This window comes from Haloglomus salinum (assembly GCF_024298825.1).
GTDB lineage: Archaea > Halobacteriota > Halobacteria > Halobacteriales > Haloarculaceae > Haloglomus > Haloglomus salinum.
Window position 1 is genome coordinate 2,294,470 of the sequence record NZ_CP101153.1, and the last position, 21,633, is coordinate 2,316,102.

27 protein-coding genes are annotated in these 21,633 nt (G+C 70.0%); 14 read left to right on the forward strand and 13 right to left on the reverse strand.

What is annotated here, in order from left to right:
- Window positions 1-147 precede the first annotated feature (147 nt).
- Genes rpl18a through NL115_RS10950 form a run of 4 tightly spaced genes read left to right on the forward strand, consistent with a single transcriptional unit; the run spans window position 148 to window position 2,546 of the window.
- Window positions 148-324 carry a 50S ribosomal protein L18Ae gene (rpl18a, locus tag NL115_RS10935; RefSeq protein WP_254829404.1) on the forward strand — a complete coding sequence of 59 codons (177 nt, stop codon included), beginning with the start codon at window positions 148-150 and terminating at the stop codon, window positions 322-324.
- Window positions 321-797: a prefoldin subunit alpha gene (gene pfdA / locus NL115_RS10940; protein WP_254829405.1), complete on the forward strand. Its 477-nt coding sequence runs from the start codon at window positions 321-323 to the stop codon at window positions 795-797. Before rpl18a ends, pfdA begins: the two co-directional genes overlap by 4 nt.
- Before the next feature lie 4 nt (window positions 798-801).
- The gene (gene ftsY, locus NL115_RS10945; RefSeq protein WP_254829408.1) at window positions 802-2,109 is read left to right on the forward strand and encodes a signal recognition particle-docking protein FtsY; all 1,308 of its coding nucleotides are present in this window, start codon (window positions 802-804) and stop codon (window positions 2,107-2,109) included.
- Window positions 2,110-2,159: 50 nt separating this feature from the next.
- Window positions 2,160-2,546, forward strand: coding sequence for a hypothetical protein (locus NL115_RS10950; RefSeq protein WP_254829409.1), 387 nt, complete (start codon window positions 2,160-2,162; stop codon window positions 2,544-2,546).
- Between the two features lie 32 nt (window positions 2,547-2,578).
- On the opposite strand, the gene NL115_RS10955 is transcribed toward NL115_RS10950, so the two are convergent.
- Entirely contained in the window at window positions 2,579-3,583 is a 1,005-nt protein-coding gene (locus NL115_RS10955) for a histone deacetylase family protein (protein ID WP_254829410.1), read from the reverse strand.
- Window positions 3,583-4,038 carry a histone gene (locus NL115_RS10960; protein WP_254829411.1) on the reverse strand — a complete coding sequence of 152 codons (456 nt, stop codon included), beginning with the start codon at window positions 4,036-4,038 and terminating at the stop codon, window positions 3,583-3,585. The genes NL115_RS10955 and NL115_RS10960 overlap by 1 nt, the downstream gene beginning before the upstream one ends.
- 137 nt (window positions 4,039-4,175) lie before the next feature.
- Here NL115_RS10960 and NL115_RS10965 point away from each other — a divergent pair, with 137 nt between their 5' ends.
- Together NL115_RS10965 and NL115_RS10970 are read left to right on the forward strand one after the other, a co-directional pair.
- Window positions 4,176-4,562, forward strand: a complete 387-nt coding sequence (locus tag NL115_RS10965) for a hypothetical protein (protein WP_254820982.1) — start codon at window positions 4,176-4,178, stop codon at window positions 4,560-4,562.
- A gap of 94 nt (window positions 4,563-4,656) precedes the next feature.
- Entirely contained in the window at window positions 4,657-6,204 is a 1,548-nt protein-coding gene (locus tag NL115_RS10970) for an aldehyde dehydrogenase family protein (protein ID WP_254829412.1), read from the forward strand.
- Window positions 6,205-6,274: 70 nt separating this feature from the next.
- Here the strand turns inward: NL115_RS10970 and NL115_RS10975 are convergent, their stop codons facing one another.
- The gene (locus NL115_RS10975; RefSeq protein WP_254829413.1) at window positions 6,275-7,258 is read right to left on the reverse strand and encodes a hypothetical protein; all 984 of its coding nucleotides are present in this window, start codon (window positions 7,256-7,258) and stop codon (window positions 6,275-6,277) included.
- Window positions 7,259-7,414: 156 nt separating this feature from the next.
- On the opposite strand from NL115_RS10975, the gene NL115_RS10980 reads away from it, so the two are divergent.
- Entirely contained in the window at window positions 7,415-8,038 is a 624-nt protein-coding gene (locus NL115_RS10980; protein WP_254829414.1) for a riboflavin synthase, read from the forward strand.
- A 109-nt stretch (window positions 8,039-8,147) separates the two neighbouring features.
- Here NL115_RS10980 and NL115_RS10985 read toward each other — a convergent pair whose 3' ends face one another.
- On the reverse strand, window positions 8,148-8,357 hold the full coding sequence (locus NL115_RS10985) for a hypothetical protein (protein ID WP_254829416.1): 210 nt from the start codon (window positions 8,355-8,357) through the stop codon (window positions 8,148-8,150).
- A 254-nt stretch (window positions 8,358-8,611) separates the two neighbouring features.
- Between NL115_RS10985 and NL115_RS20835 the strand changes: the two genes are divergently transcribed.
- The gene (locus NL115_RS20835) at window positions 8,612-8,806 is read left to right on the forward strand and encodes a DUF7317 family protein (protein ID WP_491536937.1); all 195 of its coding nucleotides are present in this window, start codon (window positions 8,612-8,614) and stop codon (window positions 8,804-8,806) included.
- A gap of 54 nt (window positions 8,807-8,860) precedes the next feature.
- On the opposite strand, the gene NL115_RS10990 is transcribed toward NL115_RS20835, so the two are convergent.
- Window positions 8,861-8,980, reverse strand: coding sequence for a rubrerythrin-like domain-containing protein (locus NL115_RS10990; RefSeq protein ID WP_254829417.1), 120 nt, complete (start codon window positions 8,978-8,980; stop codon window positions 8,861-8,863).
- 95 nt (window positions 8,981-9,075) lie between these two features.
- Here NL115_RS10990 and NL115_RS10995 point away from each other — a divergent pair, with 95 nt between their 5' ends.
- Together NL115_RS10995 and NL115_RS11000 are read left to right on the forward strand one after the other, a co-directional pair.
- Complete coding sequence (locus NL115_RS10995) at window positions 9,076-9,534, forward strand: MaoC/PaaZ C-terminal domain-containing protein (protein ID WP_254829418.1); 459 nt, start codon at window positions 9,076-9,078, stop codon at window positions 9,532-9,534.
- Window positions 9,531-9,803 carry a DUF8152 family protein gene (locus NL115_RS11000; protein ID WP_254829419.1) on the forward strand — a complete coding sequence of 91 codons (273 nt, stop codon included), beginning with the start codon at window positions 9,531-9,533 and terminating at the stop codon, window positions 9,801-9,803. The genes NL115_RS10995 and NL115_RS11000 overlap by 4 nt, the downstream gene beginning before the upstream one ends.
- Window positions 9,804-9,811: 8 nt before the next feature.
- Here the strand turns inward: NL115_RS11000 and NL115_RS11005 are convergent, their stop codons facing one another.
- The 8 genes from NL115_RS11005 to NL115_RS11040 form a co-directional block, all read right to left on the reverse strand.
- Window positions 9,812-10,147 carry a DUF7977 family protein gene (locus NL115_RS11005; protein ID WP_254829420.1) on the reverse strand — a complete coding sequence of 112 codons (336 nt, stop codon included), beginning with the start codon at window positions 10,145-10,147 and terminating at the stop codon, window positions 9,812-9,814.
- A gap of 50 nt (window positions 10,148-10,197) precedes the next feature.
- Window positions 10,198-11,184: a magnesium/cobalt transporter CorA gene (gene corA / locus NL115_RS11010; RefSeq protein WP_254829421.1), complete on the reverse strand. Its 987-nt coding sequence runs from the start codon at window positions 11,182-11,184 to the stop codon at window positions 10,198-10,200.
- Entirely contained in the window at window positions 11,184-11,435 is a 252-nt protein-coding gene (locus tag NL115_RS11015; protein WP_254829422.1) for a hypothetical protein, read from the reverse strand. Before NL115_RS11015 ends, corA begins: the two co-directional genes overlap by 1 nt.
- Before the next feature lie 60 nt (window positions 11,436-11,495).
- On the reverse strand, window positions 11,496-12,254 hold the full coding sequence (locus NL115_RS11020; protein ID WP_254829423.1) for a DUF6517 family protein: 759 nt from the start codon (window positions 12,252-12,254) through the stop codon (window positions 11,496-11,498).
- A 69-nt stretch (window positions 12,255-12,323) separates the two neighbouring features.
- The gene (gene cysS / locus NL115_RS11025; RefSeq protein WP_254829424.1) at window positions 12,324-13,823 is read right to left on the reverse strand and encodes a cysteine--tRNA ligase; all 1,500 of its coding nucleotides are present in this window, start codon (window positions 13,821-13,823) and stop codon (window positions 12,324-12,326) included.
- A gap of 68 nt (window positions 13,824-13,891) precedes the next feature.
- Window positions 13,892-14,377: a DUF7523 family protein gene (locus tag NL115_RS11030; RefSeq protein WP_254829425.1), complete on the reverse strand. Its 486-nt coding sequence runs from the start codon at window positions 14,375-14,377 to the stop codon at window positions 13,892-13,894.
- Window positions 14,378-15,141: 764 nt separating this feature from the next.
- Window positions 15,142-16,023 (reverse strand): ZIP family metal transporter, encoded by an 882-nt coding sequence (locus NL115_RS11035; RefSeq protein WP_254829426.1) that lies wholly within the window; start codon window positions 16,021-16,023, stop codon window positions 15,142-15,144.
- A gap of 133 nt (window positions 16,024-16,156) precedes the next feature.
- Window positions 16,157-16,843, reverse strand: a complete 687-nt coding sequence (locus NL115_RS11040; protein ID WP_254829427.1) for an SDR family NAD(P)-dependent oxidoreductase — start codon at window positions 16,841-16,843, stop codon at window positions 16,157-16,159.
- A 592-nt stretch (window positions 16,844-17,435) separates the two neighbouring features.
- Between NL115_RS11040 and dapA the strand changes: the two genes are divergently transcribed.
- The 4 genes from dapA to lysA all read left to right on the forward strand — a co-directional run bounded on the left by dapA (window position 17,436) and on the right by lysA (window position 21,595).
- Window positions 17,436-18,335, forward strand: a complete 900-nt coding sequence (dapA, locus tag NL115_RS11045) for a 4-hydroxy-tetrahydrodipicolinate synthase (protein WP_254829428.1) — start codon at window positions 17,436-17,438, stop codon at window positions 18,333-18,335.
- Window positions 18,332-19,090, forward strand: coding sequence for a 4-hydroxy-tetrahydrodipicolinate reductase (gene dapB, locus NL115_RS11050; protein ID WP_254829429.1), 759 nt, complete (start codon window positions 18,332-18,334; stop codon window positions 19,088-19,090). The genes dapA and dapB overlap by 4 nt, the downstream gene beginning before the upstream one ends.
- 6 nt (window positions 19,091-19,096) lie before the next feature.
- Window positions 19,097-19,930 (forward strand): 2,3,4,5-tetrahydropyridine-2,6-dicarboxylate N-succinyltransferase, encoded by an 834-nt coding sequence (locus tag NL115_RS11055; protein WP_254829430.1) that lies wholly within the window; start codon window positions 19,097-19,099, stop codon window positions 19,928-19,930.
- 348 nt (window positions 19,931-20,278) lie between these two features.
- The gene (gene lysA / locus NL115_RS11060) at window positions 20,279-21,595 is read left to right on the forward strand and encodes a diaminopimelate decarboxylase (RefSeq protein ID WP_254829431.1); all 1,317 of its coding nucleotides are present in this window, start codon (window positions 20,279-20,281) and stop codon (window positions 21,593-21,595) included.
- The last annotated feature ends 38 nt before the right edge of the window (window positions 21,596-21,633 follow it).

A 21,633-nucleotide genomic window follows, 5' to 3' on the forward strand; every position in this document is an offset into this window, starting at 1 on the left:
CGCGGCCAGCGTCGTCGCGGCGCTGCGAGGACGTGGTCCCGGTGTCCGGGCCCGCTCCGCGGCCCCCGTTCGCGAACCCGGTTCGATTTCGTGTTCGATGTTCCCCGAGTCGGAAGGACTTTCCCGCTCGCACGCCCGGTTCCGGACATGAGCGAGTATACGGTCAGCGGGCGCTTCCAGGCCCGCGACGGCTGGCAGGAGTTCGAGACGAACGTGGAGGCCCCCAACGAGGACGTCGCCCGCGAGCGGACGTACGCCAACGTCGGCTCCCGACACGGCAAGAAGCGTACGCAGGTCGAGCTCGAGGAGGTGCGTGCGGCATGAGTCTCGGTGGCGGCGGTGGCGGCGGCATGGACCAGCTGCAGCAGCAACTCCAGGCGCTCGAGCAGGAGAAGGAGGCCGTTCAGGAGGAAATCGAGGGCGTGCAGGCCGACAAGACCGACATCGACGAGGCCATCGACGCGCTGGAGGAGCTTGAGACGAACGACACCGTGAAGGTGCCGCTCGGCGGCGACGCGTACGTCAGCGCCGAGCTCGGGAGCATCGAGGAGATCGTCGTCTCCATCGGCGGCGGCTTCGCCGCCGAGCGCGACCAGGAGGGCGCCATCGCCACGCTCGAGAGCAAGAAGGACGTGCTCGACGAGCGAATCGCCGAGCTGGAGGCCGAGATCGACGAGATCGAGGAGCAGACCGAGCAGGTCGAGCAGAAGGCTCAGCAGGCCCAGCAGCAGCAGATGCAGCAGATGATGCAGCAGCAACAGCAGATGGAGGGCGGCGAGGGCGACGAGGACGAGTGACGCGATGTTCGACGGACTGAAGGAGAAACTCGGGAAGTTCCGCGACGACGCTACCGAGGAGGCCGTCGAGGTCGAGGAGCCCGACGAGGAATCGGAAGCGGCGGCCGAGTCGGACGCCGCCGAGCCCGACGACCCTCCCGAGTCCGCTGACGCGGCGGCCGACGCCGCTCCCGGGTCCGCAGAAGCGGAAGCCGACGCCGAGCCGGAGGCCGGCACGGTCCCCGACGACGCCGCTACGGACGAGAGCGGGGGCGAAGGTGCGGAACCCTCCGCCGACGCGGTCGCCGAGGCCGCCGAGGCCGCGCCGGACGACGAGTCTGAGTCCGAATCCGAGTCCGGCCCCGAGCGCGACAGCGATGTCCCCGACGCGCTCTCGCGCCGGACGGAGGAGGTGACCGCCGGCTCCGCCGAGGAGACCGGCGGTGAGAGCCTCTTCGGCTCGGTCAAGCGCGCCGCGACCGGGAAGGCGCTCATCAAGCGCGAGGAGCTGCAGAAGCCCCTCGAGGAGCTGGAGATGGCGCTCATCCAGGGCGACGTGGAGATGAGCGTCGCGCAGGCCATCACCGACCGCATCGAGGAGCAGCTGGTCGGCCAGACCCGGGCGCAGGTCCAGACCGGCGAGATCGTCGTCCAGCGCGCCATCGGTGACGCGCTCAAGGATGTCATCAGCGTCGGCCAGTTCGACTTCGACCAGCGCATCCAGGAGGCCGACAAGCCCGTCACCATCATCTTCACCGGCGTCAACGGCGTCGGGAAGACCACCACCATCGCCAAGCTCGCGCGGCGCTTCCAGAACCAGGGGCTCACCCCCGTTATCGCCAACGGTGACACCTACCGCGCCGGCGCCAACGAGCAGATCGAGGAGCACGCCGAGGCGCTCGACGCGAAGATTATCACGCACCAGCAGGGCGGTGACCCGGCGGCCGTCATCTACGACGCCGTCGAGTACGCCGAGGCCAACGACGCCGACGTGGTGCTGGGCGACACCGCCGGTCGCCTGCACACCTCGAACGACCTGATGGCCCAGCTGGAGAAGATCGACCGCGTCGTCGACCCGGACATGACCATCTTCGTCGACGAGGCGGTCGCCGGACAGGACGCCACCCAGCGTGCGAAGCAGTTCAACGACGCCGCCGAGATCGACGGCGTCGTGCTGACGAAGGCCGACGCCGACTCGCAGGGCGGCGCCGCCGTGTCGATTGCCCACGTCACGGGCAAGCCCATCCTCTTCCTCGGGGTCGGGCAGGGGTACGAGGACCTCGAACGGTTCGACCCGGATGTCATCGTCGACCGCATCGTCGGCGAGGAGTGACTGGCCCGCGCGCTGCACTTTTGTCGATGCCGGGCCAACGCCCGCGTCGAATGCCCGCAACGAACTCCAGCCGGATTCGCGAGTGGGTCACGGCCCAGCAGACCGTTGCGACGCTCGCCGCCATCCTCGTCGCACTCCCAGCGGCGTACGCGTTCGAGACGGCGTTCGCCGGGTCGTCCGGGAGCTTCCTCATTCTGATGACGCTGGGTGTCGGGGTTCCGATGGCCTACGACGAGTACTGGTCCAGTTACGACCGGATGCGGACGGCGGTGGGGTGGGTCCTCGTCGCCTGCGCGGTGGCTGCGGGGGCGTTCGTCGGCTGCTACCTCGTCGGGACGGGCCTCCTGTCACTCGACCCGTTCCTCGCCGGTGTCGGGGCCTTCCTCGTCACCGACCTCGGAGGACTCGCGCTGCTCCGGGCCCGGCAGCGCGAGTGACTCCCCGCCCTTGGGTGTTCCGGCGTGTCGTCTCACAACCCGTGTTCCTCGCGCACCTCGTCCAGCCGCTCGCGTGCCCGGTCGCTGACCGCCTCGTCGGTCTCGACGGGGTCCCGGCCGTGCATCGTCTCGTGGACCATCGCGATGGAATCCGCGAGCGCATCGAGGCTGTAGCCGCCCTCGAGGACGAACGCGAGCGCGGCATCGAGGTCGTCACAGAGGTCGTCCAGCCGGCGGGTCATCGCGCCGTACCCCTCGGTCGAGACCCGCATCCGGGAGATGGGGTCGTGCTCGTGGGCGTCGAAGCCCGCGCTGACGATGAGGAGGTCCGGGTCGTACCGCTCCAGGGCAGGCCGAAGCGCCTCGTCGATGGCCGCGAGGTACTCGGCGTCGCCACAGCCACCCCGGTAGGGGACGTTCAGGATGGAACCTTCGCCCTCGTCGCGACCGGGTTCGTCGACGTGGCCGGTGCCGGGGAAGAGGCCGCGCTCGTGGATGGACGCGTAGAACACGTCGCCGCGCTCGTAGAACATCTTCTGGGTGCCGTTGCCGTGGTGGACGTCCCAGTCGAAGACAGCGACGCGGTCGACGTCGTCGCGCTGGAGGGCGTCGGTGGCCGCGACGCCGGCGTTGCCGAGGAAGCAGAAGCCCATCGCGTCGTCCGGTTCGGCGTGGTGGCCGGGCGGCCGGCCGATGGCGAAGGGGGTGTCGTGGCCCTGGTGGCCGTCGAGCGCCGCGTTGGCCGCCCACACCGAGAGCCCGGCGCTGGCACGAGCGGCCTCCCAGGTGGCGCCCACCGCCACGGTGTCGGCGTCCCAGGTACCGCCGCCGTCCGCGCAGAACTGCTCGACCTCGTCCAGATACGAGGGGTCGTGGACGCGTTCGAGCGCCTCGCGGGTCGCCAGCGAGCCCTCCTCGTACTCGACGCCGTGGAGACGCGAGAGGCGCCGGCGGATGGCCCGGAGCCGGTCCGAGGACTCCGGGTGCCGGGCGCCGGTCTCGTGTCGCAGACAGGCGTCGCGGTAGCCGAATCGCATCAGAAGTACTCTGCGAGTCTGAAGTAGACCGCCACATCCTCCTCCTTGATGGTGCGGCGGTCGGCGTGTCGCGCGAGCACGGCCGCAGCGGCCGCCACGCGGTCGGCGTACCGTTCGAGGATGGTCGCCAGCGCGACCCGGGCGTCCATCGCGACCCGATAGGAGTCGTCGATGTCGAGCCGGGCGATGCGGTCGACCGGCGCGATGGGCAGTTCCAGCCCCTCCGGGTCGCTGTTCGCGGGCACGTCCCCCTCGGCGAGGTCGGCGAAGTCCTCGGCCATCAGGGTCTTGCGACCGTCCTCGGTGGCGCGTTCGGCGGCCTCGACCGCCAGTGCGGCCCCACGGGACTGGATACGGCGCGCGAGCTCCTCGGCCGCCTCTGCGCTCACGCGGAGGTCGCCCGCGCTCCGCCGGATGACGGTATCGACGGGGGCGAACGGTAGCTCGACACTCATACCGCGTATCCGGTCCGTTCGACACTTCAACCCGTCGGTCGTGGGGTGTTCACAGGCCGCCCCCGTGACGACGGCGCTCCTCCCGGTTCCGGCCGGATGCCGGGACTGTTATCGGCACCCCCTGCGTCGGTGCCACCGTGCTTCCCGTACTCCAGTCCGAACTCCCGTTCGCGCTGGTCGCCGGCGGTGGCGTCCTCGTGCTCGTTCTGCTGTTGCTCGGCCGCGCCATGCTGGGTGGCGGCGACGGCAAGTACGACGACCCCGAGGCCCAGGCCGCCCACGAGGCGGCCCAGCGCCGTGACGAGAGCGAGGCCGCACCCGTCGGCTCCGAGCAGACGGCGGTCGTCACCGAGACGAACGACACCGGCCACGGCCGCGAGGCCGTCGTCAAGGTGAACGGGCTGGTCGTGTTCGTCGACCAGAACGTCCCCGACACGGTCGAGACCGGCGACACCATCCGACTCAAGGTCACCTCCCACAGCGAGAACGCGGCGCACGCGATGTTCGTCACGAAGGTGGAGTGAGCGCCGCCGCTGTCGCGATGGGGTAACTGGATATATTTACTTTTATTGTGAAAATCCGGAATGAGTAACCGGTAGTAGAAACAACACCCACTCGATGCAGCGCGAGAACTTCCGCGGGAGCGCCGACGGCGTGAGCGAGTCGGTCCTCGAGACGCACCGGTCGACCGCCGAGGAGTTACTGGACGACGAGTACGGCCTGCTGATCGGCGGCGAGTGGGTCGAGGGCAGCGCGGAACCGGAGGCGGCTGTCGACGCTGTGACCGGCGAGGAACTGGCGACGTACCAGCGCGGGACGAGCGACGACGTGGACCGCGCGGTCGCGGCCGCCCAGGATGCGTTCGAGGGCGCGTGGGGGGACATGGACGGGCGCCAGCGCGCCGAGAAGCTCGAGGAGCTCGCCGACCGCATCGAGGAGCGGAAGGCCGACCTCGCGAAGATCGACCCGCTGGAGATGGGCAAGCCCAACCAGCTGTCGCTGTTCGCCGACTTCACCATCCTGCTGCGCCAGCTCCGACACTTCGCCTCGCTCGCCCGGACCGAGGACGCTGGCCGGAGTCCGAACACGAGCGGCGACAAGCTCGGCTACACGCAGCGCGAGCCGTACGGCGTCGTCGGGCAGATCAGCGCGTGGAACTTCCCCGCGATGTTCGTCGCGTGGAAGACCGCCCCCGCGCTCGCCGCGGGCAACACGGTCGTGTTCAAACCGTCTCCCCGCGCGGTGCTGTCGACGCTGGAACTCGCCGACCTCATGGACGACGTGCTGCCCGAGGGAACCGTCAACGTCGTCCCCGGCGACGGGCCGGAGGTCGGCGCCGCCATCAGCGAACACGACGACGTGCGGAAGGTGTCGCTGACCGGGTCCGAGCGCGCCGGCCGCGCCGTGATGCAGGGCGCTGCTGCGAACATGAAGGCCGTCTCCCTCGAGCTGGGTGGCAAGAGTCCCAATATCGTCTGCGCGGACGCCGACATCGAGGACGCGACGGAGGGGGCGATGGTGGCGAGCTTCTTCAACGCCGGCCAGCAGTGCACGGAGGGCGCCCGCCTCTTCCTCCACGAGGCCATCGCCGACGAGTTCCTGGAGACGTTCACGGAGAAGATGGAGCGGCTCGAACTGGGCGACCCGCTGGCGCCGAACACCACCGTCGGGCCGCTGGTCGACCACGAGCACCTCGAGACGGTGCAGGGCTACGTCGACACGGCCGTGGCCCAGGGAGCGGAGGTGCTCGCCGGCGGTGACGCGCCCGACATCGAGGGCTGTGGGGACGCCCCCTTCTTCGAGCCGACTGTGCTGACGAACGTCGACCACGACCACACGGTCGCCTGCGAGGAGGTGTTCGGGCCCGTCATCACGGTCCACGAGTGGAGCGACCGCGACGAGATGGTCGCGCAGGCCAACGACACGGAGTACGGTCTCGCGAGCGCGGTGTGGACGACGGACCTCGAGACTGCCCACACGGTCGCCGACGACCTCGAAGCGGGCACCGTGTGGGTCAACTGCTACAACGAGATGGGCGAGGCGATGCCCCACGGCGGCTACAAGCGCTCGGGCATCGGCCGCGAACTCGACGAGGAGGCGTTCGAGGACTACCGTCGGACCAAATCGGTACTGGTGAACTTCGGCAAGCCTGCACGACTGGGATAGCGACGACCGCTGACCACACGGCCCTCCACCGGTACGCGCCCTCGCGGGACCAGCTGTCGCCCCCCGGGCTTCAGGCCTCGTCTCCCCCCGTGAACCGGAGCCAGTAGTCGAAGTACGTCCCGTCGTACAGCACCATCCGACGACCGTCGTCTGCCACGCCGGCGTCCTTCTCGATGTTCCCGTCGAGGTAGGCCCGCCGGTGGAGCGCCCGCAGGACCTCCCGGTAGCCGTCCGAGTAGGGGTGGCTCTCGCTGTACCCGCCGTTCTCGGCCTCGCGGAGCACGTCGCGTGCCGCCTGCGAGATGTCGGCACGCGAGAACCGCGCGTCGACGAACTGTGCGCGGATGACGGCCTCCAGTTGCTCGGGCGAGTCGGCGACCGGCTCCGCGGTCGCACGGTAGACCGGCTCGTGGAAGGTCTCGCGCGTCACCCCGACGGCGTACACCGTCTCGCGGTGGGTGACGTGGTCCGGGCCGTCCGCCCCGAGCAGGTCGCTGGTCTCGACGGCCGTCTCGTCGCGGTAGACGTAGCCGCCGCGCTGGACCAGTCCCCAGGGGGCTCCGCCCACGTTCCCCCGGGCGCGAGCCGCCTTGTAGGCGATGCGAACCGCACGCCGGTCGCCGTCCGGAAGCGATTCCATGGGAACCCCGTCAGGCGTGTCCTCCGAACCGGCATCCCCGGCCGCCGAGAGGCGAAGGACCGGATGGGTGACCGTCTCCTCGTCGACGACGACCGCGCCGAGGCGGTAGTAGGTTCCCTCGTGCTCGACGTACTCCGGGTCGTCCGCGGTGGAGTAGAACGGCCGGCGGTACTGGCTGGTGTAGGCCTCGCCGTTCACGGCCGCCGCGAAGGCGTCCTCGTCGTCGGGCGACCGGGTCTCCGAGAGGTCGACGACGAACGACTCGCGGAGCGGTCCGTCCTCGCGGGAGAGCGAGAGCTCCAGCTCGCGTTCGGTCTCCCCACTGCGGAGGGAGTCGGTGCAGCCGGCCACGACGGCGGTCCCCGCAGCGAGCGTCGCGGACAGGAACTGGCGCCGGGAGGGTGTCGCGTCCATGCCTCGACTCGTCACTCCGGCACAAAGGACGTTCCCGTGACTCAAACAGCAGCTTGGGTGACGCGCGGTGACACACATCAGCGGTCGGCCGCTGGCGACCGGATGGAGGCCTCCCCGAGCCGGCACCCTTTCGGCCGCCTCGCTCCAAGCCCGGGTATGTTCACCGGCATCGTCGCGGAGACCGGCGAGATTCTCGCCCGGGAGGAGACCAACGAGGGGCTTCGGATGCGCGTCGCGGCCTCGTTCGCGGACGAACTCGAACACGGCGAGTCCATCGCCGTCTCCGGTGCCTGCCTCACCGTCGAGGCCCACGACGACGAGTCCTTCGAGCTGTTCTGCTCCGAGGAGACCATCGAGCGCACCTATCTCGGGTCGCTCGCGGTTGGCGATGTCGTCAACCTCGAACGGGCGCTGCCTGCCGACGGGCGCTTCGACGGCCACTTCGTCCAGGGGCACGTGGACGGGACAGGCCGGGTGACGGGTATCGAGCAGGTGGGGGAAGACTGGACGTTCTCGTTCTCGCTGCCGCGCCCGCTCGCGAAGTACGTCGTCGAGAAGGGGTCCATCGCGGTCGACGGTATCTCCCTGACGGTCGCGCGACTGGAGACGCCAGGAACGGGCTACGAGGACGGCGCCGAGGGCGAGTTCGACGTGGCCGTCATCCCCGCGACCTACGACCTGACGAACCTCCGGGAGAAGTCAGTGGGTGACCCTGTCCACCTCGAGGTCGACGTGGTCGCGAAGTACGTCGAGTCGCTCACCGAGGGGTACGTAGAGTAGGGTGGGTGTCTGGCGGCTATCGATGTACCCCGAGATGACGTCGCACGTGTACGGAGCTGTCGCAGGGAGATAGCAAACGCCGCTCCTCTGCCCGTCGGGGGTACCCCTCCTACACCGATTTCTCGCTGATGCCGATGGAGAGGACGCCGATGACGACGGTGATGACGCCGACGGTTCCGAGGACGATCTGGAGCGACTCGGACTGGACTCCGGCGAAGGTGACCAGGCCGAGGATGAGCACTCCCGCGAGGAAGAGTACCGCGCCGCCGCCGACCTTCTCTTTCTCACCCAGTGCGTTGAACCGTTCGGTCACGCTCATAGGGAACCGTTCGTGCCACCACCTATTTGACGCCCGCGTTTCGGACCGACGAGGACCGGGCGACCCCCCTCTTCTCACCCGACCCGACGGCCGATTCCCCGTATCAGTTCGCTCAGTGCTACCGTCTATCACTTCTGCACTTGTCGAGAGGTTCTGATGGCATCCGTTTGGATATTGGTTTCTGAGGTTGTCATACTATGAGATATTCTCCGAAAAAGTTATGACTACTGGTCTATTCGGTCGAAGTGTAACCGATGCGTGCAGATACACTTCGGACGGCGGTGACCTTGTACGAGAACGGGACTGTCGACATCGCGGGGGCGGCTCGTTCGGTGGGGGTATCGCAGACGCGGATGCGCCGCTGTCTGCGGGCCAACGGGGTCACGGTGCGTACCCCGACTCCCGAGGAGGCCCCCTCGACCGGGGAAGCCGCTGTCGGGGTGCGGTAACCGACCTCCGTGGAGCGTGGTGGCTCGGCGCCGCTGGCTCACTCCGGCGGTCGCTCACTCGCGCCGGACGGTGAGGTTCAGCAGGTTCGCTCCACAGTCCCTGCAGCGGCCAGGGTACCCCTGCGCCATCACGCGCGACCCGCACCCGACACACTCGTAGATTCGGACGGACATATGTTAGTTAATGACTCACAAGGACATAACCGTTGCGAGCGCGCCGTTCCGCCACTGTGACGTGAATTTAACCACGCGCCCCTCGAACGGCCGATATGTGCGCATTCGAGGATATGGCGGTCGGGTGGGGCGAGACCTACGGGAGCCACGAGATGACCACGGACGGCATCGTCGCATTCGCCGAGCAGTTCGACCCGCAGCCGATGCACACGGACCCGGAAGCCGCGGCAGAAACGCAGTACGGCGGGCTCATCGCGAGCGGGCTGCACACGGTCGGCGTCGCCACCCGCTTGATGGTCGAGCACTTCCTCAACGACTCCACCAACCGCGGCGGCCTCGGCATCACGGACCTCACCTGGCACCGGCCGGTGCGTCCCGGTGACGTCCTCCGGGTGCGCCACGAGGTGGTCGAGCGCCGGGACTCGGAGGGCCACCCCGACGCCGGCGTCGTCGTCCGCGACATCGAGGTGCTGGCGGGCGACGGCGAGGGCGGCGACGAGACAGTCGTCTGCTCGTGGACGGTGGCCATCCTGATGGGGAAGCGCGAATCGTGAGCGACGCGTTCGACCGCGAGGCGCTCGAGGAACTGCACGACCACCTCGCGGCCACGGCCGAACGGCCCGTCGAGCGGACGGCGAGTCGATGGCTCGGGGAGGCCGAGGCCGTCGCCGCCGACGCCCGCCACATCGACGACCCCGCGGTCGCGCGCGAGCGCGTCGCCGAGGTCGCGGAACTCCTCGCGAACGTCGAGGGCACGGGGGACGCGGCGGCCGACGAACACGTCCGGGCGGCCGAGCGGCTGGCGTCCGAACTCGTCGAGTGAGGGCCCACTCAGGGCCGTGTCGTCGCCCACACCGCGAGTGCACCGAGCACGATGGCCGGCAGCAGCGGCAGGACGAGGAACGCGTCGCGTAGCGAGAGGCCCAGCGAGGCGACGAACCCCTGCGCCCGCGGGAGGAAGTACAGCGCGACGGGGATGACGACGAACGCGAACAGGATGGCGACGACCAGAATCCACCCGCGCCAGTCGAACTCGCGGGCGTCGCCGCGGGGGATGTCACCGGGCGCCGTGTCGCTCGCCGCCGACGGTCCACCCCCCTCGTCCGCCGCCTCCTCGTCCTCCCCGAAGGCCGCCGGGTCGTGGACGTACCCGTCGTCGTCGCTCATGCCTCGAGATTCGGCGCCAGCCACCTGAACCTGCCGTGTCGCGGCGACGCTCAGAGGTAGCCCTGCTCGTTGAAGTAGAGCGCGAGCACGGCGGCGACGCCGGTCATCCCGAACAGCGCGGCGTGGTAGGCGTACGGCCACCCGAGTTCGGGCATCGTCTCGAAGTTCATGCCGAACACGCCCGCGAAGAAGGTGAGCGGGAGGAAGATGACCGCGACGACGGTGAGCCGCTTCATCACCTCGTTGGTGGACTGGGAGAGCGTGTTGAGGTAGATATCCCGGGAGCCCCGGACCAGCTCGCGGTAGGTCTCGACGAGGTCGACCACCTGCACCAGGTGGTCGGCGACGTCCCGGAAGTACTTCTCCGTCTCCGGTGCGACCTGGTCGGGGTCCCCCCGGGCCAGCCCCCCGATGGCGTCGCGGGCGGGCCAGGCCAGCTTCCGGAACGCAAGCAGCTCCCGCCGGAGCCCGTTCACCCGTTCGAGCACCTCGATGTCCGTCGTGACGAGGACGAGCTCCTCCAGCGCCTCGATGCTGGTCTCGATGTCGTCGAGCACGTCGAAGTAGCCGTCGACGACTACGTCGAGGACACGATATGCGGTGAAGTCGGGGCCGCGCTGGAGCAGGCGCTCGTCCTCGCGGGCGAGGGCCTGCCGGACTCGGTCGACGGCGGGGAGCCGCGCGGTCGACATCGTCACGACCCAGTCCGGGCCGAAGAAGACGCCGACGGGGTCGTCCCGGACCACCTCGTCGAACGCGGGCGTCTCCGCGTCGTCGCGCAGGAGTTCGGTCGACTTCAGCAGGCAGAACGTGTAGCTCGGGAACTCCTCGACCGTCGGCTGGACGTTGTTGACGACGTCCTCGACGGCCAGCGCGTGGATGCCGAACGTCTCGGCGACGCGGTCGAACGTCTCGCGGTCGGTCTCGTGGGCCCGGACCCAGGTCGTCCCGTCGGCGTCGCGGGCCGCCCCGAGCGAGTCGCCGGCGTCGAACTCGCGGACGCCGTGCTCGCGGTCGAAGACGACGGCGTCCAGCATCAGGGTGCCTCCCCGCCGGTTTCGGCTGCTGCCGCCGCTTCGTCGGCTGTCTCGGCGGCGGCCGCCGCCTCCGAGGCAGTGGCGGTCAGGTCGTGGTCAGCGGCGAGGCCGACGGCCAGCATGGTCAGGCCCACCATCAGCCCCGGGAGCGTGAGTGCCCGCCCCGGGTACGGGGCGACCGTCGCGAGCGCGTAGCCGACCGTCGCGAGGACGGTCAGTCCCGCGCCGCCCAGCGTGACGCTGTCCATCATACTCCGGTCGCGGATGGCTGGGAGAAAAGCGTTGTCGCGAGTGCCCCAGGTGGGCGGGTCTCAGACGAGGCCGTCGTCGGTCGGCGTGGCGGTGGCGCCGCCGGAGCCGCTCCCCTCGGTCGCGGTCGGGGTGCTGTCGCCGCCGTCACTGCTGCTGCCGTCGTCTCCGCCGTCGCTACTGCCGTCGTCACTACCGCTGCCGGGGTGCTGGACTCCGTTCAGGAGTGTGTCGACGTTCTCCTGCTCGCTGTCGAGCTGGGCCGGGTAGACCGCGATGGCGACGACGTAGTCGTCACCGCTCCGGGTCTGGGCGATATGCATGAACACCTCGGTGTCCGTGCCCTGCGTCGTCTGGGCGTCGGCGCGGAACTTGCTGACGGTCACCTCGTCGCCGAGCATCGTCGCCGTCCGGTTCCCCTCGAACCGGACGTTGTCGATGGTGTCGTACTGGGCCTGGAGCTGCAGCGCCAGCTGCGTGTTGTTCAGGTCCGCGACGGGGTTGAACGGTCCCTGGCCGGCCACCTCGACCGCCGGCGTGGTGAACACGCTGAATCGGGCGACCTGCTGGTCACCGAACACCGGCAGGCTGGTCGAGCGGGCGTACTCCGTGAGCTGGTTCTTCACGACGACCTCCTGCCCGGCGAACGAGCGAGTGACCTCCTGTGTATCCTCGTTCGCCAGCGAGTAGCCCGTATCGGACTGTGCCGACTCCGAGACGGTCCCTCGCTCGGCGGTGAAGGTGGTCGCCCCGGAGAGGGCCGAACAGCCCGCAGTGATCGTCAGTAGCGCGAGTAACGCGGCGACTGCACGTCGTGTCATCGGCTGTCGGTTCTCGATTGCCGGGGATAAGTCCGGTGGCCTGTGTCCGCCGGAACGCCGAACGGACGGTCAGGGAAGCCGGAATTCCGGCCCGTCGTCGGTGTCCTGCACCTCGACGCCGAGCGCCGCGAGGTCGTCGCGCAGCTGGTCGGCGCGCTCGTAGTCGCCGCGAGAGCGGGCGTCCTCGCGGGCGGCGAGGACGAGTTCGACGAGGTCCTCGGCCAGCTGGACGTCGCCGCCCCCGCCCGCGTCGCCGAGTTCGAAGCCCAGCACCTCGCCGCCCAGCTGCTCGAACGTCTCGACGGCGCGCCGGAGGCCGCGGTAGTCGTGGGGTTCCTCGGCGACGTGACGGTTCACGGCGCCCACGAGGTCCAGCAGCGCGGTCAGCGCCTCGCGCGTGTTGAAGTCGTCGTCCATCGCGGCGGCGAAGGCACCGTGCGCGTCGGCGACGGCCTCGCGGAGTGCCTCGTCCGTGACGCTCGCGCGGGCGGCGGTCGAGTCGCAGCCACTCACCGCGGCCTCGTACCCGCGTTCGAGTCGCTCCCAGCGTTCGGCGGCCTCGTCGAGGGTCGCCGGCGAGAACACGGCCTCCGTGTTGTACGCGGCCGAGAGCGCCCACATCCGCGCGACGTTCGGCCCGCGCTCGCGGACGAGTCCCGAGACGGTCGAGAAGTTCCCCAGCGAGGAGGACATCTTCTCGCTCTCGTCCTCGCCGCTCTCGACCTGGACGAGGGCGGTGTGGAGCCAGTAGCGCGCGAACGTCTGGCCCGTCGCGGCCTCGCTCTGGGCGATCTCGTTCTCGTGGTGCGGGAACACGAGGTCGCGGCCGCCGACGTGGATGTCGATGGTGTCGTCGAGATGGGTCGTGGACATCGCCGAGCACTCGATGTGCCAGCCGGGGCGCCCCTCGCCCCACGGTGAGTCCCAGGTCTGTGCGCAGGCGGCGGCGTCCTCGGCGGGCGCGGCCTCGTCGTGGCGGTGCTCCGCGATGTCCTCCGGCCCGACGCCGTCGGCCTTCCAGAGCGCGAAGTCGGCCGGGTTGCGTTTCTCGCTCCGCTCGTCGGGGTCGCCCTGCGATTCGAGTTCGTCCAGCGTCTGGTTCGAGAGCTTGCCGTAGTCCTCGAACGTGGTCACGTCGAAGTAGACCGAGCCGTTCGACTCGTAGGCGTGGCCCTCCTCGACCAGCCGCTCGACCATCGTGATGATTTCCCCGATGTGCTCGGAGACGCGGGGGTACACCTCCGCCCGCTTGAGGTTCAAGGCCCGCATATCCTCGATGAGGTCGGCGATGTAGTGCTCCGCGACCTCGGCCTCGTCGTCGCCGGCCTCGCCGACGCGGGCGACGATCTTCTCGTTCACGTCGGTGAAGTTCTCCACGTGGCGCACGTCGTAGCCCCGGTGCTCGAGCCACCGGTGCATGACGTCGACGTGGAGCCACGAGCGGGCGTGGCCCATGTGCGCGGGGTCGGAGGTGGTGAGGCCGCAGTAGTAGAGCAGGACCTCGTCCTCGTCGCGCGGCTCGAAGACCTCCTTCTCCCCCGTCAGCGTGTTCGTCACGCGGAGCGTCATGTCCCGGGATTGCCCCGGTCGGGATTTCAACGATGCGGTCCGCGTGAACTGGTCGTGACCCGCCGGGCCTACAGCGTCTCTTCGACCACCCGGAGCGCCGTCGGGCCATCGCGCCGGGGGACCACGACGACGGCGCTCTCGTCGGTCGCACCCGCCGCGTTCACGTCGATGTCGGCCAGTCGGAGGCGGTCGAGGACCTCGGCGAGCCCCGTCGGGTCGAGGTCGCCCGTGGCGACGATGCCGGTGTCGTCGCCGCCGGTCGGCGCGAGGATGACCCCGCCGACCGAGAGGACGGCGTCCGCGCGGTCGTCGGTCGGGCCGATGCCCGAGCGCATCTCGACGCGGGCGCTCGTCCCGGCGGTGGTGGGCTCGTACTCCCCGAGTTCGTCGGCGTAGCGGCGGAGGGCGGCGGCGACGGCCTCGTGGTCCTCATCGGTGTCGCCGAGGTCGAGAAAGCGGGCCGCGGCGGTGTAGTTGACCACGCCCGCCTGGAGCGCGGCGTGGAGGAAGGGCCGCTCCCGGACGGCCTCGCGCGTGTCGGCTGCCAGCGTCATGGTACGTGTGGCTCGGGGGAGCGTCGTCAACGTGTTGGTGGGGGCAGGACGTTCGTGATGGCGATGGAATCCGATGGAGCGCACTCGGCCGCTCCAACGACGACAGCGACGACAGCGACAGCGACGATGGAACCGGGTAGAAAGCCCCCGGCCGCTCGACCAGCCGCGGCTCGCTGCGCTCCTCGCGGTCCGGGCGTGCGGCGGCTCCCTCCGGTCGCCCCCGTTCCGGGCATTCGCTGCGGTGCTTGCATCGCCGGGGCTGGGTCGAGCGGCCGGCCCCTTTCAGTCCCGCCCTGGTGCCTGTTCGGCTGGGCGTCTGCACGTGGTGGTTCCAGCGAGGCGCAGGATCCCCAAACCTCCCCGCGCTCGCGCCGAACGGGCTCCGGCACGCTCACTGACGTTCGCGGCCTCCGCTGGATGGCGCGAGCGCGCTTCCTGGTCTCGGAACCGGCTGACCAGGCAACCACCGCCGGGCCGGGAGCGCGTGGCCGAGCGCGGACGCGCGAGGCCCGCGCGACCCGGGGAAGGGCAGGGCCGCCGCGAGCCTCCACAGTCAGTATCGGGTGGGAATGGAAGGGGCCGCGGGCTCGACCGTTCCCGGGCGACGCAAGCACCGCAGGGAGTGAGCGGAGCGAACGACTGAGGAGCGCAGCGAGCCCCGGAACGTCGAGCCCGCGGGGGCTTCCTATCTGTTCACCTCTTCGGTCTTGGAATCTGCCGTTAATTAAGAAATAATGTAGGGAATAAAGACGGAAATATCAATATTACGCGATAACGAGCCACGCGCCGAACACGGCCAGCGCGCCGAGCGCGGTACTCCCGACGGCGTGCACGCGGAGCCGGTCGAGGAAGTGGTGGGCCTCGCCGTCCATGTCGTCCAGCTCGGCCACCTGCCCGACCTCCCCGCCAAGCTCGCACTCGGGCAGGAAGTCCATCGCGAGGTGGAGGAAGATACCGGCGGCGAAGCCGAACACCGCCGCACTGACGTTCGCCGACAGCGGCGGCTGGATAGCGGCCACCGGGATGGCTGCGAGCGCGACGCCGGCCGCGGGGAGCAGCAACAGCGAGATGCGCTGTCCATCGTGGCGCAGGCGGCGGGCGGCCGCGTAGCCCGCCGGGCCCTTGTGCGAGACGATGGACAGCCCGAGCAGGAGGCCGGGGTCCGGGAGCGCGGCGTAGATGACGCCGATGATGAGCCCCGCGGCGAGCGAGTGCGCGGTGAGCTCGACCGCGGCGGAGTTGATGCCGTCGAGGTGCGAGAGGCGGTGGCTGGCGGTGTGGGAGGCGTAGCCCGCCAGCAGGCCCGCGGCGACGCCGAAGCCGCCGATCTGCCCGCCGAGACCGAACGCCTGTGGCAGGAGGAAGACGGCAGCGGAGGTGACCATCGCGCCCGCGGCGAGACCGTAGCCCCACACCAGCCCGAACGCGTCGCGCGTGCGGGCCGCGCGGTTCCCGAGCAGGGCAGCGCCGGCCATCGCGACGAACGCCACCCAGCCGACGATCAGCAGTTTCCACAGCTCTTCCGAGACGGCCAGCGCGGAGACGGCTAGCAGACCGATGGCGGCCGCCACTCCGACCCTCGAGAGCCCGTCCAGACTCGCCGACAGCGTCGATTCGTCACCGTCCGTCCGTGTCTCCGCACTCATCTTTGATAACAACTCAAGTCCCTTCGTTAATAGAACTGTCGGAGGAAAGCTCACTGAATTAATAACTCTGGGTGGAACGAGCCCAAGCGGCCAGCTGCCGGTCGGCTCGGCGGTTCTCGCCGCTTCCGACGGCTCACCGCGTCGCTTGCTTCCACGCCCGCAGGTCCAGCACGCTGTCGTCCAGCTCCTCGGCCGGTGCCTCGGTCGCGGCCCAGTGGAACAGGTCGGCCACCTCCGCCGGGTCGCGGCCGGGCCCCTCGCCCGTGAGTTCGGTCGAGACCTGTCCGGGGTCGACGACGCCGACGGGGATGTCGAGTTCGGCGGCGGACTGGCGGGCGACGGCCTCGGCCAGCGCCTTCGACACCGCGTAGCTCCCGAAGCCGGGTTTCGCGTCCCGGGCGATGCTTCCCGAGGGCACCAGCACCCGCGCGTCGTCGGCGAGGTGGGGGACGGACTCCCGTATCGTGGCGAACACGCCCCGCCCGTTCGTCCGGAGGTGCTCGTCGAACGCGGCGTAGGACTCGTCGGCGAGCGGTGTCTCCCCGGGGTCACCGTGGTAGACGCCGGCGTTCGCGACCACGAGGTCGATGGGACCGCCCTCGCGGGCGGCCGTCTCGGCGAATCGCTCGACGTCGAACTCGTCGCGGACGTCCGCGCGCTGGGTCGTCGCCTCGCCGCCGGCCGAGACGATATCGGCGGCCACCTCGTGGAGCGGCTCCTCGTCGCGGGCACAGAGCGCGACGTGCGCCCCCGCCTCGCCGAACCGACGGGCGACGGCGGCGCCGATGCCGCGACTGCCACCCGTGATGAGTACGTTCATGACCCGGCGGACGGCCGGAGGAGGCATGGTCGTTTTCCCCGCGGCAGTCCAGGTCGCAGGTGAGCCGTGGCAGATGGTCCGGAGATTCTTCGACTAGAAGGAACGCCTCGGAAGCCCCTGGCCGCTCGACGCTCCGGGGCTCGCTGTCGTTCGAACGGCGGCGGAGCCGCCTTTCGTGATGACGAGAGACGCCGCCAGCCGGCCAGCCCCTTCCATTCCCGCCCGAGATGGCTTGTTCCGGGAAGCGCACGCACGCTCGGTCTCACGGGCCAGCGAAGAGAGACCCGTATCCGGACACCAGCCGGAGCCGTGACGTAACGGCTAAGTTCGCGGCTCCTGATTCGGCACGTATGCGACGGCTCGCGCACGCTCGGTCCCGCACGACGCCGAGCGGCGCGTCCCCCCGTCCGTTCTCGAAGGCCGGGAAGCGCAAGCGCACGCGTAGCTGATGGCTCGCGGCGGGTTGGCACCCCGTCACGGGCCGCATCCGGCCGCCCGAACTACAACTACATAGGGGAGCGACCCGAGGACCTCCCCACGAACGGCCGTTCGGTCCGCTCTGCGGCGCCGCGGCCACCGACACCACACGAACATGACACACGACACCTTCGACGGCGTGTTCCCCGCGATGACCACGCCGTTCCACGAGGACGAGAGCATCGACTTCGAGACACTGCAGGCCAACGCTCGCCGACTGGAGACGGCAGGCGTCGACGGCGTCGTCCCCGTCGGGACGACCGGCGAGTCCGCGACGATGACTCACGACGAGCACGTCGAGGTCATCGAGGCGGTCGTCGAGGCCGTCGAGGACGTGCCCGTCATCGCGGGTAGCGGCTCGAACAACACCCGCGAGGCGCTGGAGCTCTCCCGGCGCGCCGAGGCTGCCGGCGCCGACGCACTGTTGCTCATCTCGCCGTACTACAACATCCCCGAACCGACCGGGATGGAGCGCCACTTCCGGCAGGTCGCCGACGAGGTGGACCTACCGCAGATCATCTACAACGTCCCCGGCCGGACCGGACGCAACATCGCCGTCGAGACCGCAGTGAATCTCGCCGAGCACGAGAACGTCGTCGGCTACAAGGCCGCCAGCGGCGACATGGGGCGCATCTGCGAGGTCATCGAGCGCACCCGCGACGAGCACTTCACCGTCCTCTCCGGTGACGACGGGATGACCCTGCCCGTCGTGGCGACGGGCGGCACCGGCTGTATCAGCGTCGCCGCGAATGTCGAACCCGAGCGGACCGTGGAGATGGTCCACGCAGCGCTCGCCGACGAGATGGACCGCGCCCGCGAACTCCACTACGAACTGGGGCCGCTGTTCCGCGCGCTGTTCGTCCAGACGAACCCCATCCCCATCAAGGAGGCCATGGAGATGCGGGGCCACCACTCCCGGCGGATGCGCTCGCCGCTGTCGCTCCTGAGCGACGAGAACCGCGACCACCTCCGCGAGGTGCTGGCGGCCCTCGAACCCGTCGACGCCGAAGCATGAAGGTGGTCGTCACTGGCGCGACCGGTCGGACCGGCGGCGAAGTGGCCCGCGAGGTCGCCGAGCGTGACCACGACCTCGTCCCCGTCTCGCGCGAGCCCGCGGGCACCGTCGCGGGGGCCGACCTCCAGCCACCGGAGGACCTGCCCGCACTGCTCGACGGCGCGGACGCGCTTGTCGACTTCACGGTCCCCGTCGCGAGCGGGGAGTACGTCGCGGAGGCAGCCGACGCGGGCGTCCCGGCCGTCGTCGGGACGACCGGCTTCGACGACGAGGGACTGGCGACGCTCCACGAGGCTGCCGAGTCCGCACCCGTCCTCAAGGCCTCGAACTTCGCACGGGGGGTGCACGCGCTCCTGAGCGTGGTTCGGGAGGCCGCGACCGCGCTCCCGGGCTACGACGTCGAGCTCACGGAGACCCACCACAACGGCAAACGCGACGCACCGAGCGGGACCGCGAACACGCTACTCGACGAGCTCGACGACGCGCGCGGCGAGGCGCTCGACCGCACGTACGGGCGCGAGGGCGAGGACCCTCGCGAACCCGGGCAGGTGGGCGTCCACGTCCGGCGCGCGGGGAACGTGCGCGGGGAACACGAGGTCATGTTCGCCGACAACGACGAGGTGCTGAGCCTCACGCACCGCGCCGAGTCCCGCGGCGTCTTCGCCGCCGGCGCGGTCGACGCAGCCGAGTGGCTTCCCGGGCACGAGGCGGGCTGGTACGAGTTCGGGGACGTTATCGGGGACGGGGGTGACTGACGACGCATGAGCACGCTGGAAGCGGACGTGACGGAACTGGCAGCGCGGTACGATGCCGGCAACGTCGACGCGGTCGGAAGCGAGGAACTGGACACGCTGGAGGCCTTCCTCGATGCCCTCGAGTCGGGCGAGATTCGCGCCGCCGAACCCAGTGACGACGGATGGGAGGCGAACGAGTGGGTCAAGCGCGGCATCCTGCTCAACTTCGGTCTGCGCGACATCCAGGCCTTCGAGCACGGCGGCGTCACGTACCACGACGTGCTGCCGCTCCGCGAGACCGGCGACCTGCCCGAGCGCGGCACCCGGAACACGCCCACCGGCACCGTGGTCCGCCGGGGCGCGTACGTGGGTGCGGACGCCATCATGATGTCGCCCGCGTTCGTCAACATCGGCGCGTACGTCGGCGACGGGACGCTCGTGGACTCCTGTGACACGGTCGGTTCCTGTGCGCAGATCGGCGATGACGTGAAGCTGGGCGCGAACACGCTCATCGGCGGCGTCCTCGAACCCGTCGAGGCCGAGCCCGTCGTCGTCGAGGACGGCGTCTCGCTGGGCGCCGGCTGCCGGGTCACCTCGGGCTTCGAGGTCGGGGAGAACAGCGTCGTCGGCGAGAACACGCTCCTGACGCCCCGGATTCCCGTCTACGACCTCGTCGAGGAGGAGGTCATCTACGGCCGGCTCCCACCCGAGCGGCGGGCGTTCATCCGGTACGTCGAGTCCAGCGTCGGCGAACACGACCTGTTCGACGGCGGCGCGTACAAGCCGGCGGTCGTGGCGACCCACGTCGAGGAGTCGACGCTGGAGGCGACCGAGCGCGAGGACGCACTGCGGGACAACTGAGACTCAGTATGGTTTCCACTCGAACGCACAGCGACGACGGACAACGGCGGAGCCTCGGAAGCCCTCGCGCTCTCGACTCGCGCGCCTCGCTGCGCGCTTCGGCCTCGCTTCGCGCTTCGGCCTCGCTTCGCTCGGCCTGCAGTGCTTGCGTCGTCCTCAGAATCGAAGATTCTGCTGGGCTGCGGGAGAGCGAAGCTCTCCCGAACGGCGTGCTTCGTCGAGAGGATTGTCGGCTCCGCCGACAATCTATTAGCTGGCGGCTTCGCCGCCAGCCGCGCTCGCCCTTCCAGTCCGCCAGGACATCGCCTGTCACACCGAGCGACGCTACTTGCTGGAGAGGTGCGTGCCATGCCTGATGGCGAGGGCTGGCCGTCGACGACGGAGAACCCGGCTGTTCGGCGGCTGTCGGACTGGCCGGCGGAGCCCCTGCGCGACCTGGCCGACGAGTACGAGACACCGCTGTACGTGCAGGACCTGGACCGCGTGAAGGCCAACGCCTCGCGGTTGCGGTCGGCGTTCCCGGATGCGGACCTGAGCTACGCGGTGAAGGCCAACACGACGCGGCCGGTGCTGGAGACCCTCGCCGACCGCGGCGTCGGCGCCGAGTGCGCGGCCGCGGGCGAGGTGAAGCGGTCGCTGGCGGCCGGCTTCCCCGCGAGTCGAGTCCGGTACACGGCGGTCAACCCGCCGGCCCGGGACCTCGACTACGTCTGTGGGCTGGACGCCGCGGACGAGATGGTCCTCACGGTCGGCGCGATGGACACCCTGAACCGGGTCGCACAGCGCGACTTCGAGGGCCGGCTCTGCGTCCGCGTGAACCCGGGCGTCGGCGCGGGCCACCACGCGAAGGTCTCGACCGGCGCGGAGCCGAAGTTCGGCGTCCCCTACGACCGGACGGCGGCCGTCGTCGAACGGGCGCTCGACCACGGCTTCGAGGTCGTGGGGCTCCACGCCCACGCCGGGAGCGGCATCTCCGGCGATGACCTCTCGGCCCACCGCGAGCTCGTCCGGCGGATGGGCGCGCTCACGGGCGAGGTGGACGAGGCGCTCGACTTCGTCGCCGTCGGCGGCGGGTTCGGCGTCCCGTACCACGAGGACGAGCCGCCGCTCGACCTCGACACGGTGGCCGAGGCGACCCGTGAGGCGTACCGCGAGGGGTGGCTGGAGGCCGTGGCGGGCGACGATAGTGAAGACGCGCCGGCGCCGCCACAGCTCGCCATCGAGCCCGGGCGCTACTTCGTCGCGGACGCGGCCGTCCTCCTGACGACCGTCAATACGGTCAAGCCGACGCCGGAGACGACCGTCGTCGGCGTCGACGCCGGGATGACGACCCTGGTTCGGCCGGCGATGTACGACGCCTTCCACGAGATGCGGAGCCTGGAACCGGATGTCCCGCGGCGCGACACCGTCGCCTGTGATGTCTCGGGGCCGGTCTGCGAGACCGCAGATGTCCTCGCCCGGGACCGGCCGCTGCCGGACCCGTCGCGCGGCGACCTGCTCGCGGTCGGGAACGCCGGCGCGTACGGCTACGAGATGGCCAGCAACTACAACTCTCGGCCGCGGCCGGCGGTGGTCGCGCTGGAGCACGGCGAGCCACGGCTCGCGGCACGACGCGAACGGCTCCCCGAATTAACCCGCCTAGAGTCAGAAGCGGAGGACTCTTGAGCGCGTCTCACATCTAGCCCTCAACGAGCGACGTGTCA

Coding starts and splice junctions, on each gene's coding strand:
- NL115_RS10990 (WP_254829417.1), bottom strand. CDS start 8,980: ATGTCCGTCCGAATCTACGAGTGTGTCGGGTGCGGGTCGCGCGTGATG.
- NL115_RS11035 (WP_254829426.1), bottom strand. CDS start 16,023: ATGAGTGCGGAGACACGGACGGACGGTGACGAATCGACGCTGTCGGCG.
- NL115_RS10985 (WP_254829416.1), bottom strand. CDS start 8,357: ATGAGCGTGACCGAACGGTTCAACGCACTGGGTGAGAAAGAGAAGGTC.
- NL115_RS10955 (WP_254829410.1), bottom strand. CDS start 3,583: ATGCGATTCGGCTACCGCGACGCCTGTCTGCGACACGAGACCGGCGCC.
- corA (WP_254829421.1), bottom strand. CDS start 11,184: ATGCTGGACGCCGTCGTCTTCGACCGCGAGCACGGCGTCCGCGAGTTC.
- NL115_RS11030 (WP_254829425.1), bottom strand. CDS start 14,377: ATGACGCTGGCAGCCGACACGCGCGAGGCCGTCCGGGAGCGGCCCTTC.
- NL115_RS10960 (WP_254829411.1), bottom strand. CDS start 4,038: ATGAGTGTCGAGCTACCGTTCGCCCCCGTCGATACCGTCATCCGGCGG.
- rpl18a (WP_254829404.1), top strand. CDS start 148: ATGAGCGAGTATACGGTCAGCGGGCGCTTCCAGGCCCGCGACGGCTGG.
- dapB (WP_254829429.1), top strand. CDS start 18,332: ATGAAGGTGGTCGTCACTGGCGCGACCGGTCGGACCGGCGGCGAAGTG.
- NL115_RS10995 (WP_254829418.1), top strand. CDS start 9,076: ATGTGCGCATTCGAGGATATGGCGGTCGGGTGGGGCGAGACCTACGGG.
- NL115_RS10975 (WP_254829413.1), bottom strand. CDS start 7,258: ATGGACGCGACACCCTCCCGGCGCCAGTTCCTGTCCGCGACGCTCGCT.
- dapA (WP_254829428.1), top strand. CDS start 17,436: ATGACACACGACACCTTCGACGGCGTGTTCCCCGCGATGACCACGCCG.
- NL115_RS10970 (WP_254829412.1), top strand. CDS start 4,657: ATGCAGCGCGAGAACTTCCGCGGGAGCGCCGACGGCGTGAGCGAGTCG.
- pfdA (WP_254829405.1), top strand. CDS start 321: ATGAGTCTCGGTGGCGGCGGTGGCGGCGGCATGGACCAGCTGCAGCAG.
- NL115_RS20835 (WP_491536937.1), top strand. CDS start 8,612: ATGCGTGCAGATACACTTCGGACGGCGGTGACCTTGTACGAGAACGGG.
- NL115_RS10980 (WP_254829414.1), top strand. CDS start 7,415: ATGTTCACCGGCATCGTCGCGGAGACCGGCGAGATTCTCGCCCGGGAG.
- NL115_RS10950 (WP_254829409.1), top strand. CDS start 2,160: ATGCCCGCAACGAACTCCAGCCGGATTCGCGAGTGGGTCACGGCCCAG.
- NL115_RS11055 (WP_254829430.1), top strand. CDS start 19,097: ATGAGCACGCTGGAAGCGGACGTGACGGAACTGGCAGCGCGGTACGAT.
- lysA (WP_254829431.1), top strand. CDS start 20,279: ATGCCTGATGGCGAGGGCTGGCCGTCGACGACGGAGAACCCGGCTGTT.
- ftsY (WP_254829408.1), top strand. CDS start 802: ATGTTCGACGGACTGAAGGAGAAACTCGGGAAGTTCCGCGACGACGCT.
- NL115_RS11005 (WP_254829420.1), bottom strand. CDS start 10,147: ATGAGCGACGACGACGGGTACGTCCACGACCCGGCGGCCTTCGGGGAG.
- NL115_RS11015 (WP_254829422.1), bottom strand. CDS start 11,435: ATGATGGACAGCGTCACGCTGGGCGGCGCGGGACTGACCGTCCTCGCG.
- NL115_RS11020 (WP_254829423.1), bottom strand. CDS start 12,254: ATGACACGACGTGCAGTCGCCGCGTTACTCGCGCTACTGACGATCACT.
- cysS (WP_254829424.1), bottom strand. CDS start 13,823: ATGACGCTCCGCGTGACGAACACGCTGACGGGGGAGAAGGAGGTCTTC.
- NL115_RS11040 (WP_254829427.1), bottom strand. CDS start 16,843: ATGAACGTACTCATCACGGGTGGCAGTCGCGGCATCGGCGCCGCCGTC.